14 protein-coding genes, 1 pseudogene and 1 riboswitch are annotated in these 13548 nt (G+C 63.4%); of the genes and pseudogenes, 5 read left to right on the top strand and 10 right to left on the bottom strand.

Annotation, left to right across the window (positions count from 1 at the left end; translation table 11 throughout):
• Positions 1-5: 5 nt before the first annotated feature.
• From NHF53_RS10335 to NHF53_RS10355, 5 genes are all read right to left on the bottom strand, one after another.
• On the bottom strand, positions 6-797 hold the full coding sequence (locus tag NHF53_RS10335; RefSeq protein ID WP_252834111.1) for an ATP12 family chaperone protein: 792 nt from the start codon (positions 795-797) through the stop codon (positions 6-8).
• Positions 790-1461, bottom strand: coding sequence for an HAD-IA family hydrolase (locus NHF53_RS10340; RefSeq protein WP_252834112.1), 672 nt, complete (start codon positions 1459-1461; stop codon positions 790-792). Before NHF53_RS10340 ends, NHF53_RS10335 begins: the two co-directional genes overlap by 8 nt.
• Complete coding sequence (locus tag NHF53_RS10345) at positions 1458-2450, bottom strand: RluA family pseudouridine synthase (protein WP_114361657.1); 993 nt, start codon at positions 2448-2450, stop codon at positions 1458-1460. The genes NHF53_RS10340 and NHF53_RS10345 overlap by 4 nt, the downstream gene beginning before the upstream one ends.
• A 94-nt stretch (positions 2451-2544) precedes the next feature.
• Entirely contained in the window at positions 2545-2922 is a 378-nt protein-coding gene (gene crcB / locus NHF53_RS10350) for a fluoride efflux transporter CrcB (protein ID WP_252834113.1), read from the bottom strand.
• A gap of 68 nt (positions 2923-2990) precedes the next feature.
• Positions 2991-3653, bottom strand: coding sequence for a flavodoxin domain-containing protein (locus tag NHF53_RS10355; protein ID WP_252834114.1), 663 nt, complete (start codon positions 3651-3653; stop codon positions 2991-2993).
• Between the two features lie 164 nt (positions 3654-3817).
• Here NHF53_RS10355 and NHF53_RS10360 point away from each other — a divergent pair, with 164 nt between their 5' ends.
• Complete coding sequence (locus NHF53_RS10360; protein WP_114361654.1) at positions 3818-4093, top strand: hypothetical protein; 276 nt, start codon at positions 3818-3820, stop codon at positions 4091-4093.
• Between the two features lie 81 nt (positions 4094-4174).
• Here NHF53_RS10360 and NHF53_RS10365 read toward each other — a convergent pair.
• Positions 4175-4564, bottom strand: a pseudogene (locus NHF53_RS10365) (copper chaperone PCu(A)C); the annotation flags it as partial.
• 339 nt (positions 4565-4903) lie between these two features.
• On the bottom strand, positions 4904-5275 hold the full coding sequence (locus NHF53_RS10370) for a hypothetical protein (protein WP_170141784.1): 372 nt from the start codon (positions 5273-5275) through the stop codon (positions 4904-4906).
• Between the two features lie 225 nt (positions 5276-5500).
• Positions 5501-5589, top strand: a riboswitch (glycine riboswitch).
• A gap of 216 nt (positions 5590-5805) precedes the next feature.
• Between NHF53_RS10370 and gcvT the strand changes: the two genes are divergently transcribed.
• From gcvT to NHF53_RS10390, 4 genes are all read left to right on the top strand, one after another.
• A complete protein-coding gene (gene gcvT, locus NHF53_RS10375) occupies positions 5806-6876 on the top strand; it encodes a glycine cleavage system aminomethyltransferase GcvT (protein WP_252834958.1) in 1071 nt (356 codons plus the stop codon).
• A gap of 83 nt (positions 6877-6959) precedes the next feature.
• A complete protein-coding gene (gene gcvH, locus NHF53_RS10380) occupies positions 6960-7322 on the top strand; it encodes a glycine cleavage system protein GcvH (RefSeq protein ID WP_114361649.1) in 363 nt (120 codons plus the stop codon).
• Positions 7319-10183 (top strand): aminomethyl-transferring glycine dehydrogenase, encoded by a 2865-nt coding sequence (gene gcvP, locus NHF53_RS10385; protein WP_252834115.1) that lies wholly within the window; start codon positions 7319-7321, stop codon positions 10181-10183. Before gcvH ends, gcvP begins: the two co-directional genes overlap by 4 nt.
• A gap of 296 nt (positions 10184-10479) precedes the next feature.
• On the top strand, positions 10480-10806 hold the full coding sequence (locus tag NHF53_RS10390) for a flagellar basal body protein (protein ID WP_252834116.1): 327 nt from the start codon (positions 10480-10482) through the stop codon (positions 10804-10806).
• A 24-nt stretch (positions 10807-10830) separates the two neighbouring features.
• Here NHF53_RS10390 and NHF53_RS10395 read toward each other — a convergent pair whose 3' ends face one another.
• From NHF53_RS10395 to NHF53_RS10405, 3 genes are all read right to left on the bottom strand, one after another.
• On the bottom strand, positions 10831-11883 hold the full coding sequence (locus NHF53_RS10395) for a type I restriction endonuclease (RefSeq protein WP_252834117.1): 1053 nt from the start codon (positions 11881-11883) through the stop codon (positions 10831-10833).
• Between the two features lie 129 nt (positions 11884-12012).
• Positions 12013-12783: a hypothetical protein gene (locus NHF53_RS10400; protein ID WP_252834118.1), complete on the bottom strand. Its 771-nt coding sequence runs from the start codon at positions 12781-12783 to the stop codon at positions 12013-12015.
• Between the two features lie 137 nt (positions 12784-12920).
• Positions 12921-13547 (bottom strand): LysE family translocator, encoded by a 627-nt coding sequence (locus NHF53_RS10405; RefSeq protein WP_252834119.1) that lies wholly within the window; start codon positions 13545-13547, stop codon positions 12921-12923.
• Between the last annotated feature and the right edge of the window lies 1 nt (position 13548).

Raw genomic sequence — 13548 nt, forward strand, 5'->3', positions numbered from 1 at the left:
CGGCGTTAAGCGGCAGCCCGCACGGCCCGGAACAGGCGCGCCGCGGCATCCATCTCCTCGAAGCGCTTGGCCCTGCGGGCCTGCGCTTCCTCGTCGACGCCCCAGTGCTCTTCGGTCCAGTCCTCATCGAGATGGGCGAGCGCCCATACCTCCGGAGTGGAAAGGAAGCCCTCGGCGAAGGCGAGCGCCAGGATCGCCGAGCCGGTCAGCGTCGTCACCACGTGCAGTGCAGCGAGTTCGAACGGGGTCCGGTAGGCGTCGAGTGCCTTGGCGAAGGCCTCGATTGCCGCCTGTGGCTGTGCCTGGTGGACGATGCCGGCCGCAAGAATGAACCGCGCGCCATGGGAGGAAGCCACCCAGTCGATCACCGGTCCCCACTGCCGCGCCTGTCGTTCGACGAGTTCCTGAGGCGATTCCGCGTGGTAGCAGAGCAGGTCGTTGCCGGCGTAGCGCACGATATCCTCGAACACGGCGTCGATCTGTTCGGCGACGGCATCGATCGCGGTATTGGCAAGCCGGGTCATCGGCATCGTCGCCGGGTCGATCGTTTCGCCCTGGGCGCGCCACTCCGAAGCGACGAGCTCGGCGGCATCGGCCGTCGGCAGGCGCAGCGGATGTTTCGCCGGCGTCTTCACGCCGCGACCGTCGAGCAGGATGGCAACGGCCTCATCCTCGTTCCGCGTGCCGACTTCGGTGTAGAAGCGCTTCGCCTGCGGCCGCTGCATCTGGATCTGCGCGCGGCGTACCGGGTCCGGATCGCTCGGCTCGGGGCCGAAATCGCTGAGAAGGTCACGCATCGACGGCTCCTTTCATGACATGGGCCAAAAGGTCGGCCGGGTGGTCAACGACGGCGTCCGCGCCTGCAAGCAGCAGCGCAGCAGTCGTCGAATAGCCCCAGGAGACGCCGATCGCCCGGGCGCCGGCGGCCTTGCCCATCTGCATGTCGTAGATCGCGTCACCGATGACGACCGCATCCCGCGCATCCATGCCGGTTTCGCGGCAGCACTCCAGAACCATGGCCGGATTGGGTTTCGACGGACATTCGTCCGCCGTCCGTGAAACGACGAAATGGGGCTTCAACCCGTGGGTTTCAAGCACGCCGTCGAGGCCACGGCGGGACTTGCCGGTCACCGCCCCGATCAGCAGGTCGTCACGGCGAACCATCGCCGCGATCACCTCGGCGATCCCGTCGTAAAGCGGCTCCTCGAAGCCCTGCTCGGCGCGCACCTCAGTGAACACCGCCTTGTAGTAGAGCGCCATCGCCCCCGCCTCGTGATCGACGTCCGGCTTGCCCTGCATGGTGGCGATCGCGAGATCGAGGCTCAGGCCGATGATCGCCTTGGTGTGTTCGACATCCGGCGCGGCATGGCCGAAATGAAGGAAGGTGCGCGTCATCACCGCATGGATGAGGCAGACGCTGTCGACGAGCGTGCCGTCGCAATCGAAGAGAACGAGCTTCATTCCTCGTCCCTCGCCCCGTCGGCTTCATCGAAGCCGAGCAGGTTCCAGCTCTGCACCATGTGCGGCGGCAGCGGCGCCGTGACCTTGAGCCGCCCGCCGGAGGGATGCGGAATATCGATGTAGCGGGCATGGAGATGCAACCGCTTCTGGATGCCGCCCGGGAAATCCCAGTTCGGATCGTCGATGAAATATTTCGGATCGCCGATGATCGGATGCCCCATGTAGAGGGCATGGACGCGAAGCTGATGGGTGCGCCCGGTATAGGGCTCCATCTCCAGCCAGGCGAGGTTTTGCGCTGCCGTGTCGATCACCCGGTAGTAGGAGACGGCGTGGTCTGCCCCCTCCTCGCCGTGCTTGGCGACCCGCATGCGGTCGCCGTCCGGGGTCTGCTCCTTGACGAGCCAGGTCGAGATCTTGTCCTCGTGCTTGCGCGGCACACCCTTCACCAGCGACCAATAGATCTTGTGGGTGTCGCGTTCGCGGAAAGCGGCCGTCAGCTTTTGTGCCGCGCCGCGCGAGCGGGCGACGACGAGAACGCCGGAGGTGTCACGGTCGATACGATGGACGAGACGCGGCTTCTCGCCCTTCTTGTTCGTCCAGGCCTCGAGCATCTTGTCGATGTGGCGGGTAACACCCGAGCCACCCTGAACGGCAAGGCCAGCCGGCTTGTTGAGTACGAAGACCTTGTCGTCCTCGTAAAGCAGCATCCGCGAGAGGAGTTCGCCGTCACCGGAATGCTTCAGGTCCTTGCCGGCGATCGGCCCCGTCTTGGCCTTGGCGTCGACGTCGAGCGGCGGCACGCGGATCATCTGATCCGGCTGGACGCGCGTATCGCTCTTCGCCCTGCCACCGTCGACGCGCACCTGGCCGGAGCGCAGAAGCTTCTGCAACGCTCCGAAGCCGAGGCCCGGAAAGTGCACCTTGAACCAACGGTCAAGCCGCATTCCGGCCTCGTCCGCATCCACCCTGATATGCTCGACGCCCGCCATTTCTGCTCTTTCGACAAATTTCCGCGCGGCCCGAACGCCGCACATCAGGGCCTTTAGAGCATTTCGCCCGCCGAAGGGAAGTGTAAAAGCTCTCTCAGAGCAGCGAACGCATGAGGCCAATGCCCGCAACGGTCGCAACGAGCGAGAGGCCGACGCTCGCGCCGACATAGACGAGGCTCGAAAGCGCTTCGCCACGCTCGAAGAGCGAGACGGCGTCGAGCGCAAAGGCGGAGAAGGTCGTGAACCCACCGAGGAAGCCGGTGATCAGCAGAAGTCGCATCTCCGGCGAGGCGCCGAAACGGGCGACAATCAGCTCCGCCAGGATCCCGATGCCGAACGAGCCAACGAGATTGACCGAGAGCGTACCCCAGGGAAAGGCCGGGCCGGCCAGCCGAAGCAGACCGGCGCCGACGAGGTAGCGGCAGACCGAGCCGACCGCGCCGCCGGCGGCTACGAGGAGGATCTGGTTCACCTCTGGTCCTCTTCTTCTTGTTCAGGTGTTCCGAAAGGCCCGGCGGGCAGGTCGCATCACCGGCAGCATCAGGCTTTCGCGCCGGCGAGGAAGTCGGAAACGAAGCGCTCGAGCTCGGCCCAGTCCGTGAATTCGAAGTTCTGGCTGGCGTCGGTCGGGGCGCCTTCGCGCGCAGCAAGGCGCTTCGCCATCCAGCGCTTGAAGAAGTCGTATTCGGTGTAGCGCAGCGCACCTGCGGCATTGAGTACCCGGCCGGGCGTCCAGCCGGTCTCGGCCATCAGCGTGTCGGGGAAATGGCGCGCTTCCTCGCGCTCTTCCTCGAACTCGCTGCGGATGAACAGCGACACCGACACGAATGCGCTCGGCACCGATTTCAGAAAGTCCCTCTCGCGGCGGACGAAATCCACGAAGGGTGCGGGATAGCGCCCGGCGTGGATCGGCGCGCAGAGGATCACCGCCTCCGGTCGCTCCAGCGCATATTCGGCCATGGAGGTGACGTTGAAGAAAACGGCGCGATGACCCGCCTTCTCGACGTGCTCGGCGATCTTCTCGGCAATCTTGCGCGTCTGCCCTTCGATGCTGACAAAGCCAATGAGAATGTTCATTTTCCCCTCCATCCCTTTGTCGGCAACTGCCCGAGTCACCGCGTCCCTACCGATCGTCGATCGACGGCGCGGCCATTCGAACGACTGAATTTGCAAGCAAAATGACAGATCGGCGAGCGATTGCAAGCCTGCCCCGCTGCCATTTCGGGTGGTTCCGTCGGCGCCTTTCGACGCAGCCTCCGAGTACCGTCCTGCAGTCCATCGAATTTGACTAAAATGCCTCGACCAAACTTAGCGCTACGTAGAGAGGCATGCCGTATCCTGCAGGGATAGAGATACCGGTGATAGCCATGCCCCAGGTAGTTACAGTTTCGGCCACCACGGCCGCCTATGCAATGGAAGCAACCAAACCGCCCCAGCGTGTTCCTCGCGGCACGCTGGTCGAAGAGCAGTTGCAGGTTTTTGCGGAACGCGCCGCCAAGGGCGACGACTTCAGACTGCGCGCGATCCTTACCGTCGTGCAGCCGCCGGCGCTGTCGCTCCATTTCCTGACGGCCGGACAGACGAGGCATGAGCAGGCCACGCTCAGGGAAGCGATCGACGCCTATCTCAGCTCGACGACCTGAGGGCACCTTCAGCACCGACTTGAAATGCGCCGCGGACACGTCGTCCGCGGCGCTCCTTTATGGTTGAGCTCCGGCGCCTGCTTACATCTTCATCGGCGCGGCCGGGCCGACGGGCAGGACGAGATCGACCGAACCGGCATTCTTGAAGGTCAGCTTCACCTTGACGGTACCGCCTTCGACGAAGGGTTCCTTGACGCCCATGAACATCAGGTGCAGGCCACCCGGCTTCAGTTCGACCGTCTCGCCGGCCGGAACCGGAATGCCGTCCTTGAGAGGCCGCATCTTCATGACGTCGTTCTCCATGACCATCTCGTGAAGCTCGACGTGATCGGCCACGGCCGATTCGGCGGCGACCAGCACGTCGTCGGCAGAACCGCTGTTCTTGATGACGACGAAACCGCCGCCGACCGGCTGGCCGGGAAGCATGGCCTTGGTGAAGCCGCCGGTCAGTTCGAGGTCGCCGAGCTTGACGGATTCCATTCCGCCCGGATCGACGACGCCCATGCCGGACCCGGCCATCGCGGCATGCATCTGGTGACCGCCGGTATCGGCGACCTTGACCACCGGAGCGCTCATATTGTGACCGGCATGCATGTCGGCCGGCGTCGCCGCCGCGGCACCGTCATGCATGCTGCAGGCAAGGCTCGGATGGGCGAAGACGGCACCGGCTGCGACGCTGACGACAGCAAGGGTGAGGCGGGAAATGGTGACTTTCATTATTGTTCTCCTGACCGGTCCTCTGAAACAGAATGGGAGGCGACCGGAACACGCCGCGTGGCGGCTTTGTTTCTGACGAAAATTCTCGAAAGATCAGGCGAAGGCCGGCGGTGCGCGAGAGCGCGGGCGCTCGACCGATTCGGGTTCAGGACCGGCGTCGGCGACGACCGGTTCGTTGTCGAGGCTCGCGAAGGTGGAGAGCAGCCATCCCTCGTCCGGCGGCGCCGGCAGGAGGCTCGCCGCAGCAAGGATGCAGGCTTCGCAGAAGCCGCTCGCTGCCGGGTGCTTGACCGCAACGTCGCCGATGCAGAGGTCGGCGTAGCTGCCGTCGGGAAGGACGTAGGAAGCGGTTTCGAGCACCGCCGCCATGACCTGCGGCGGCTTGTGCGCGAAGGCGAGCGACAGCACGGCGAGCGCGCACAGCATGCGCACGAAACCGCCACCGATCCACTTCACCTTCGTCATTCCATAACCTCCGGGCAGCTTCATCCTTAGCGTCTTTCGCGCCGGAATCAACGACCCTCTGCAGCCGTCGCCACATTCGGGCGTCACGTCGCAGCTGTCTTTGATCAAGAACAAATCGCCGCGGACAACTCGACTGTTGACGGCGGACGAAAACGACAGCGACAATTATTTGCTTCACAACGACGCAAGCCTCTTGCCAACCGCCCGCCTTGCCAGATAATGCCAAGCCATCTTGTTGGGAGAAGCCGGTTCGATCCGGTGCCGAAGGAGCAACCGCCCCGGAAACTCTCAGGCGAAAGGACCACAAGGTGCCATTGGACTCTGGAGAGAAGCGTTCCGTCTGACGGGACGCGCGCCGAAGGGATAACAATCTCAGGCAAACGGACAGAGGGGGCTCACGTAACCGGCGGGCATTTGCGCGCCATGACCTGAGCCAGCGCATCGAGCGCGAAAACCGGAGGCGCCCTTTGGATACCGCCGAACTGAAACGCACCCCTCTTTATGACCTTCACCTGTCGCTCGGCGCCAAGATGGTACCGTTCGCCGGCTACGACATGCCGGTGCAGTATCCGGCCGGCGTGCTCAAGGAGCACCTCCACACGCGCGAAAAGGCCGGCCTCTTCGACGTCTCGCACATGGGTCAGGTGATCCTGCGTGCAAAGAGCGGCAGCGTCGAGGACGCAGCCCTCGCCCTCGAAAAGCTCGTCCCGGTCGACATTCTCGGTCTGAAGGCAGGTCGCCAGCGCTACGGCTTCTTCACCGATACCAACGGCGGCATTCTCGACGACCTGATGATCACCAATCGCGGTGATCACCTGCTGGTGGTCGTCAACGCGGCCTGCAAGGATGCCGATGTTGCGCACATGAAGGCAAACCTCGGCGACACCTGCAAGGTCGAGCTCCTCGATCGCGCCCTGCTGGCCCTTCAGGGACCGAAGGCCGAGGCCGTGCTCGCCTCGCTCTCTCCCGACATCGCTTCGATGAAATTCATGGACGTCCGTGACGCGACGATCGCCGGGATTGCCTGCATCGTCTCCCGCTCCGGCTATTCCGGCGAGGACGGCTTCGAGATCTCGGTGCCAGCCGACAGGGCGACGAACCTCGCCAATGCGCTGCTCGCGCATCCCGACTGCGAGCCGATCGGCCTCGGCGCCCGCGATTCGCTGCGCCTCGAAGCCGGGCTCTGCCTCTACGGCAACGACATCGACACCACGACCTCACCGGTCGAGGGCGCAATCGAGTGGGCGATCCAGAAGGCTCGCCGCAAGGGCGGCGCCCGCGAAGGCGGCTTTCCCGGTGCAGACCGTATCCTTTCCGAACTCGAGAACGGCCCCGCCCGTCGCCGCGTCGGCCTGAAGCCCGACGGCAAGGCGCCGGTCCGCTCGCATGCGAAGATCTACAGCGACGAGAACGGCACGACCGAGATCGGCGAAGTCACCTCCGGCACCTTCGGCCCTTCGGCCGGCGGTCCGGTCGCCATGGGCTACCTGCCCTCCTCCCATGCGGCGGTCGGCACGACCGTCTATGCGGAGGTCCGCGGCAAGTACCTGCCGATGACCGTCGCCGCGCTCCCCTTCGTCGCGCAGACCTACAAGCGCTGAACCCATGACCACGACCGCCCCTCATACGGCTGCTGCCGGCGTGAGGACGGGTCGCTCCCAACACATCAAGAGAGGAACATCACATGCTGAAATTCACCGAAGAACATGAGTGGCTGAAGATCGAGGGCGACGTCGCGATCGTCGGCATCACCACCCACGCCGCCGAACAGCTCGGCGATCTGGTCTTCGTCGAACTTCCGGACGTCGGCGCAAGCTTCAAGAAGGGCGGCGACGCCGCGACCGTGGAATCGGTCAAGGCCGCCTCGGAGGTCTACTGCCCGCTCGACGGCGAGGTGACCGAGGTCAACCAGGCGATCGTCGACGATCCTTCGCTCGTCAATTCCGATCCGCAGGGTGCCGGCTGGTTCTTCAAGCTGAAGCTCGCCAATCCCGCCGATGTCGAGAAGCTGCTCGATGAAGCGGCCTACAAAGAGCTGATCGCATGACCACGCCGACCGAATTCCAGTTCACCGATTACCAGCCCTACGACTTCGCCAATCGCCGCCATATCGGCCCTTCGCCGGCGGAGATGGAGGAGATGCTGGCGCTGATCGGTTATCCGAGCCTCGACGCGCTGATCGACGACACCGTGCCGGGCTCCATCCGCCAGCAGGTGCCCCTCACATGGGGGGCGCCGATGACCGAGCGCGAAGCACTCGACAAGCTGCGCGATACGGCCAACAAGAACGAGGTTCTCGTCTCGCTGATCGGCCAGGGCTACTACGGAACGATCACCCCGCCGGTCATCCAGCGCAACATCCTGGAAAACCCGGCCTGGTACACCGCCTACACGCCCTACCAGCCGGAAATCTCGCAAGGCCGCCTGGAAGCGCTCCTCAACTACCAGACGATGATCTGCGACCTGACCGGTCTCGACGTCGCAAACGCCTCGCTGCTCGACGAGGCGACCGCGGGCGCCGAGGCCATGGCCATGGCCGAACGCGTCGCCAAGTCGAAGGCGAAGGCCTTCTTCGTCGACGAGAACTGCCACCCGCAGACCATCGCGGTGATCGAGACCCGCGCAGCCCCCCTCGGCTGGGAGGTCGTGGTCGGCAATCCGTTCACCGATCTCGATCCGGCGAAGGTCTTCGGGGCACTCTTCCAGTATCCCGGCACCTACGGCCATGTGCATGACTTCACCGGCCTGATTACGAAGCTCCATGATGCCGGCGCGATCGCCGCCGTCGCCGCCGATCCGCTGGCGCTGGCGCTCCTGAAGGCCCCGGGCGAAATGGGTGCCGACATCGCCATCGGCTCCACCCAGCGCTTCGGCGTTCCGGTCGGCTATGGCGGCCCGCACGCGGCCTACATGGCGGTGAAGGATGCCTACAAGCGCTCGATGCCCGGCCGCTTGGTCGGCGTCTCGGTCGATGCCCGCGGCAACCGCGCCTACCGCCTGTCGCTGCAGACCCGCGAACAGCATATCCGCCGCGAGAAGGCGACGTCGAACATCTGCACCGCCCAGGTGCTGCTTGCCGTCATGGCCTCGATGTACGGCGTCTTCCACGGTCCGAAGGGCATCAAGGCGATCGCGCAGGCCGTCCATCAGAAGGCGGTCCTGATGGCGAAGGGGCTGGAAAAGCTCGGCTACAAGGTCGAGCCGGAGACCTTCTTCGACACGATCACCGTCGATGTCGGCCACATGCAGGGGCTCGTGCTGCGCGCCGCCCGCGCGGAGGGCGTCAACCTGCGCAAGGTCGGTGAGACGAAGATCGGGATCAGCCTCGACGAGCGCACGCGCCCGGCGACGCTGGAAGCGGTCTGGCGCGCCTTCGGCGGCAATTTCATGCTCGCCGATTTCGAGCCCGGCTACCGGCTGCCGAATGACCTGCTCCGCAAGAGCGAGTACATGACGCATCCGATCTTCCACATGAACCGCGCGGAAAGCGAGATGACCCGCTACATCCGCCGGCTCTCCGACCGCGACCTCGCGCTCGACCGGGCAATGATTCCGCTCGGCTCCTGCACGATGAAGCTGAACGCCACGGCGGAAATGCTGCCGATCACCTGGCCGGAATTTTCCGACATCCATCCCTTCGTGCCGGCCGACCAGGCCCTCGGCTACAAGGAGATGATCGACGATCTTTCCGAAAAGCTCTGCGCCGTCACCGGCTACGACGCCTTCTCCATGCAGCCGAACTCCGGCGCGCAGGGCGAATATGCCGGTCTTCTGACGATCCGCAACTATCACCTAGCCCGCGGTGACGCCCACCGTACCGTCTGCCTCATCCCGACCTCTGCGCACGGCACCAATCCCGCCTCCGCGCACATGGCCGGCATGGAGGTAGTGCCGGTGAAGGCGAAGGAGAACGGCGACGTCGATCTCGACGACTTCCGCGCCAAGGCCGAGCAGTATGCCGACACGCTGTCGTGCTGCATGGTCACCTACCCCTCGACCCACGGCGTGTTCGAGGAGACGGTGCGGGAAATCTGCCGGATCACCCACGAGCACGGCGGTCAGGTCTATCTCGACGGCGCCAACATGAACGCCATGGTCGGCCTTGCCCGCCCCGGCGACATCGGCTCCGACGTCAGCCACCTGAACCTGCACAAGACCTTCTGCATTCCGCATGGCGGCGGCGGCCCGGGCATGGGACCGATCGGCGTCAAGGCGCATCTGGCTCCCTACCTGCCCGGCCATGTGGCAACCGACGGCCGGTCGGGTGCGGTTTCGGCGGCGCCCTACGGTTCGCCCTCGATCCTGCCGATCTCCTGGAGCTACTGCCTGATGATGGGCGGCGAAGGGCTGACGCAGGCGACCAAGGTCGCGATCCTCAACGCCAACTACATCGCCGCACGGCTGAAGGGCGCCTATGAGGTGCTCTACAAGTCCGAGCGCGGCCGTGTTGCGCACGAGTGCATCATCGACACGCGCTCGCTCGCAGACACCTCCGGCACCACTGTCGACGACATCGCCAAGCGTCTGATCGACTGCGGCTTCCACGCCCCGACCATGAGCTGGCCGGTCGCCGGTACGCTGATGATCGAGCCGACCGAAAGCGAGACGAAGGCGGAAATCGACCGCTTCTGCGACGCGATGCTGGCAATCCGCGAGGAAGCCCGTGCCGTCGAGGAAGGCCGCATGGACCGCAACGACAACCCGCTGAAGAACGCCCCCCACACCGTGGAGGACCTCGTCGGCGAGTGGAATCGGCCCTACAGCCGCGAACAGGCCTGCTTCCCGCCCGGCGCCTTCCGGGTCGACAAGTACTGGTCGCCGGTCAACCGCGTCGACAACGTCTACGGCGACCGCAACCTCGTCTGCACCTGCCCGCCGATGAGCGAATACGCGGAAGCTGCCGAGTAACCGGCTTATTTCAGCCGAAATGCGAAAGCCCGCCCCACCCGGCGGGCTTTCTGCATTCGGGCTAGGGTCGCAAAGTGACCATCGATGCCGTGCATGCTTGTCATACAATTAGTTACAAAGCTAAATAATTAGATTTGTAATTACATATTTTCAACAAGGCGCCGCGAACATGCCAATGTGCCGTTCTGGTACAAACTCGGCGCGCCCGGTCGAAAGCCTAAAGGCTGCTCGTTCACGCTTTGCAAAGCCAGGTGCATTAGGGTGACGCCACTCGCATCAGACCTCGGGGCAGGACTATGGGCATTTCCGCGATCTTGAATATCGCCGTTTCGGGCATGCAGGCGAACACGCGCAGCCTCACCACCTCGGCGCAGAACGTCGCCAATGCCATGACGCCCGGATACCGGCGTCAGGTCACTTCCTTCGCCGCCGATGCCTCCGGCGGCGTCACGACCACCGTCCACACGTCCGGCGCCACGCATCTCCCCGACACCTCGGATGTTGACCTCGGGCAGGAGATGCTCGACGCCATCCAGGCCGAAATCGGCTTCAAGGCCAACGCCGCCGTCTGGGAAACCGGCGCCGACATGTGGGACGTGCTCGCTTCGATAAAGCGGGACTGAGGGCAAGCGCCGGAGCCAATGGGCTTAGTCAACATACCTCTTCGCGGTAGCGCGGAGCCGCTCCGCATGATCGTAGATCTGATCCAGCGTATTAATAATGACACGTTCTTCGTTTTCCCCGTCGAACAGGCCGATGTACTTGACTGAACGGTTAAACCAGAGCCGCGCAAGTGGCTTGCGATTATTGTTATCGATGAGAATTCCGCAGTACGTCTTTTGATCGCGCATTACGACACGGGTTGCACTTATCGTGTCACGGACGATCGCCCGTACAATCATGAAACCTTCACGTTCTTCATCGGTGGTGACGATCTCCGGCTCATCCTGCGAAGGAGCGTCGATCTTCTCAATAACCTCCTCGGTGTCAGCCAATGCGCTCGACAGACGACTTTTGACGTTGTCCATGAGAACTTCCCGAAACGCCGTTCTGACAACGCCTGTCAACATCTCTCGGGCCTGCGCTGTCAGACGCCCCTCGTAGAGCCCTGTACAAACCATCCTCACGAATTCTTCGGTCGGCTCTTCGATCAATTTGGAAATGACTTGTTTCGCGCCGGACGTGTATTTCAGTCGCTCGGCGGTCGCCAGTATCGCGGAAACGTCGAAGGCAGCCTTCTCGAATTTGCGAAGCTCCGAAATGGTGCCGGTATTGAAATCCGTCACATCGAAGACAAGAAAGGGTCTGGTGTCCAGCTTGTTCGGCGCCTCTAAGTCCGTGTAGAAATTGAATGTCCGGCCATTGGTAAGGATTGCGAATTTGGCGTTCGTAACGCTGAAATATCTGTATAGTTGATCAAGGTGCTTGCTCTCCAAAGAAATGGAAATCGGCTTGCACTCGATCAGTATGCGAATTTCTCCGTCGATCTTAATTGCATAATCGACCTTTTCTCCTTTCTTTCCCACGACGTCGGCAGTGAACTCGGGGACAACTTCCGTTGGATCGAAGATGTCATAGCCGAGGGCTCGAAGGAATGGCAAGACGATCGCCGTCTTTACCGCCTCTTCTGTCGCCATTGTACTTGAGTGTGATTTTACGCGCTCCGCTATAAAGCGGAGATTTTCGTCGATTGTGTTCATAAAATCCCCCTACTCGCTGTTCGAGTAGGTTGAAGCAACAACAATCAGACGTCAAGATGACGCCCGAATTGGCCAAAGTGCAGTGTCCCAAACAAGAACGGGGAAGGACTTCTCCCTCCCCGCAGCCGTTCAGCCTTCATCGCCGCCGTCTTCGATGACTTCGCTACCACCATCGTCGGCGCCGGCACCATCCATTCCATCGTCACCGGCGTCATCCATTCCGGCATCGCCGGCGTCGTCCGTGCCGTCGTCGACGGCCTCGTCCGCGACATCGCCACCATCATCGATAACCTCGTCGGCGCCGTCGTCCGAGACATCGTCATAGGCCGCCGCGTCGACTTCGTCATTGTTGCCGTCGGCCAGTTCGTCGCCGGCCGCGTCCTCGGCGGTGCCGCTGTCGAGGTCGGCTTCGACCGTCTCCTCGACCTCCTCGTAGGTCACTTCCTCGCTCTCCTCGTAGGTGACCTCGGTGTATTCCTCGGTGATCGATATCTCTTCCGTCGTGACAACGGTATAGCTCTCGTAGACGCTGTATTCGACCTCGTAGCCGAAGCTGTAGCTGAGATCGACGAAGTGATTGCCCCTGGAGCCGACCGAGGTAGCGACCACACCCGGCCCGAGCGCCAGAACCATCAGGCCTATGATCTCGGCGCTGTAGCCGTCGATGGCGACGATCGCCTCGGTACCGGCGTTGTCGGAGACGTGGAGGAAGTAGACCTGCGCCCTGCGCCGAAGGTCGATGACCTTGATCCCCTTCTTTTCGAGCGCGGTCACGATGAAATGGGCCGAGCGCAGCTTGTGGACATGGGCGGTCGCAGCGAGCGTCTGATGGGGGGCGACGGAGGTGAATGCCATGGTGAGTTGCGCAGCGATGGCTGCGGAGCAGAAAATCTTTCGCATGGAAATAACGGATCCCGGGGGAAATGACGATCCTGCAGGCACCCCCTTTTCTGCCCACCGGTCAGCAATGACACGGGGGCGGCAAGGCTGTCATCGTCGAATAGGCGATTTCGGGCGAATTTGCCCAAAAATGGGCGTCAGCCGATCAACCCCATCACGCCCATGCCGATCGCAATCGCGCCGAAGCCGAGCAGGACGACGCCGGAGATGCGCGAGACCCAGACGGAGAAGGACGGCGGCAGGCGATGGTGCAGCATCGCGACGAGGCCGGAGAGAAAGAACCACCAGAGCATCGAGCCGGCGAACACTCCGAGAACCAGCAGCGCCGCGCTCCAGCGATCGCCTGCGCCAGCGAGCCCGAGCCCTGCGAAAATGGCCGCGAAGGAGAGGATGGTCGCCGGGTTCGTGATGGTGAGGAAGAAGGTCGATACGGTGGTCGCAAGCAAGTCCCGCGCGCCGACCGTTGCGGCGGTGACCGGCGGACGTGGCCGAAAGCTCGTCCAGCCGAGCCACAACATGAACGCCCCGCCGACGAGTTGGAGCGGCAACGAGACGGCATCGAGGATGAAGGCAAAGGCGGCGAAACCCGCTGCCGCCATCAGCGCGTAAGTCCCGTCGGCCAGCGCCGTTCCCAGTCCGCCGGCGACACCGGCCCAGAAGCCCCGCTCGAGTGTCCGGTTGATACAGAGCGCGCCGATCGGGCCAAGGGGGGCCGCAATCGCCAGACCGAGGACGATGCCCTTAGCGACGAGCGCGACTGCCATC

This window comes from Ciceribacter sp. RN22, from assembly GCF_024054295.1.
GTDB classification, from domain to species: domain Bacteria; phylum Pseudomonadota; class Alphaproteobacteria; order Rhizobiales; family Rhizobiaceae; genus Allorhizobium; species Allorhizobium lividum.

Coding starts and splice junctions, on each gene's coding strand:
- NHF53_RS10335 (WP_252834111.1), bottom strand. CDS start 797: ATGCGTGACCTTCTCAGCGATTTCGGCCCCGAGCCGAGCGATCCGGAC.
- NHF53_RS10340 (WP_252834112.1), bottom strand. CDS start 1,461: ATGAAGCTCGTTCTCTTCGATTGCGACGGCACGCTCGTCGACAGCGTC.
- NHF53_RS10345 (WP_114361657.1), bottom strand. CDS start 2,450: ATGGCGGGCGTCGAGCATATCAGGGTGGATGCGGACGAGGCCGGAATG.
- NHF53_RS10360 (WP_114361654.1), top strand. CDS start 3,818: ATGCCCCAGGTAGTTACAGTTTCGGCCACCACGGCCGCCTATGCAATG.
- NHF53_RS10370 (WP_170141784.1), bottom strand. CDS start 5,275: ATGACGAAGGTGAAGTGGATCGGTGGCGGTTTCGTGCGCATGCTGTGC.
- gcvT (WP_252834958.1), top strand. CDS start 5,806: ATGGTACCGTTCGCCGGCTACGACATGCCGGTGCAGTATCCGGCCGGC.
- gcvH (WP_114361649.1), top strand. CDS start 6,960: ATGCTGAAATTCACCGAAGAACATGAGTGGCTGAAGATCGAGGGCGAC.
- gcvP (WP_252834115.1), top strand. CDS start 7,319: ATGACCACGCCGACCGAATTCCAGTTCACCGATTACCAGCCCTACGAC.
- NHF53_RS10390 (WP_252834116.1), top strand. CDS start 10,480: ATGGGCATTTCCGCGATCTTGAATATCGCCGTTTCGGGCATGCAGGCG.
- NHF53_RS10395 (WP_252834117.1), bottom strand. CDS start 11,883: ATGAACACAATCGACGAAAATCTCCGCTTTATAGCGGAGCGCGTAAAA.
- NHF53_RS10400 (WP_252834118.1), bottom strand. CDS start 12,783: ATGCGAAAGATTTTCTGCTCCGCAGCCATCGCTGCGCAACTCACCATG.
- NHF53_RS10405 (WP_252834119.1), bottom strand. CDS start 13,547: ATGGCAGTCGCGCTCGTCGCTAAGGGCATCGTCCTCGGTCTGGCGATT.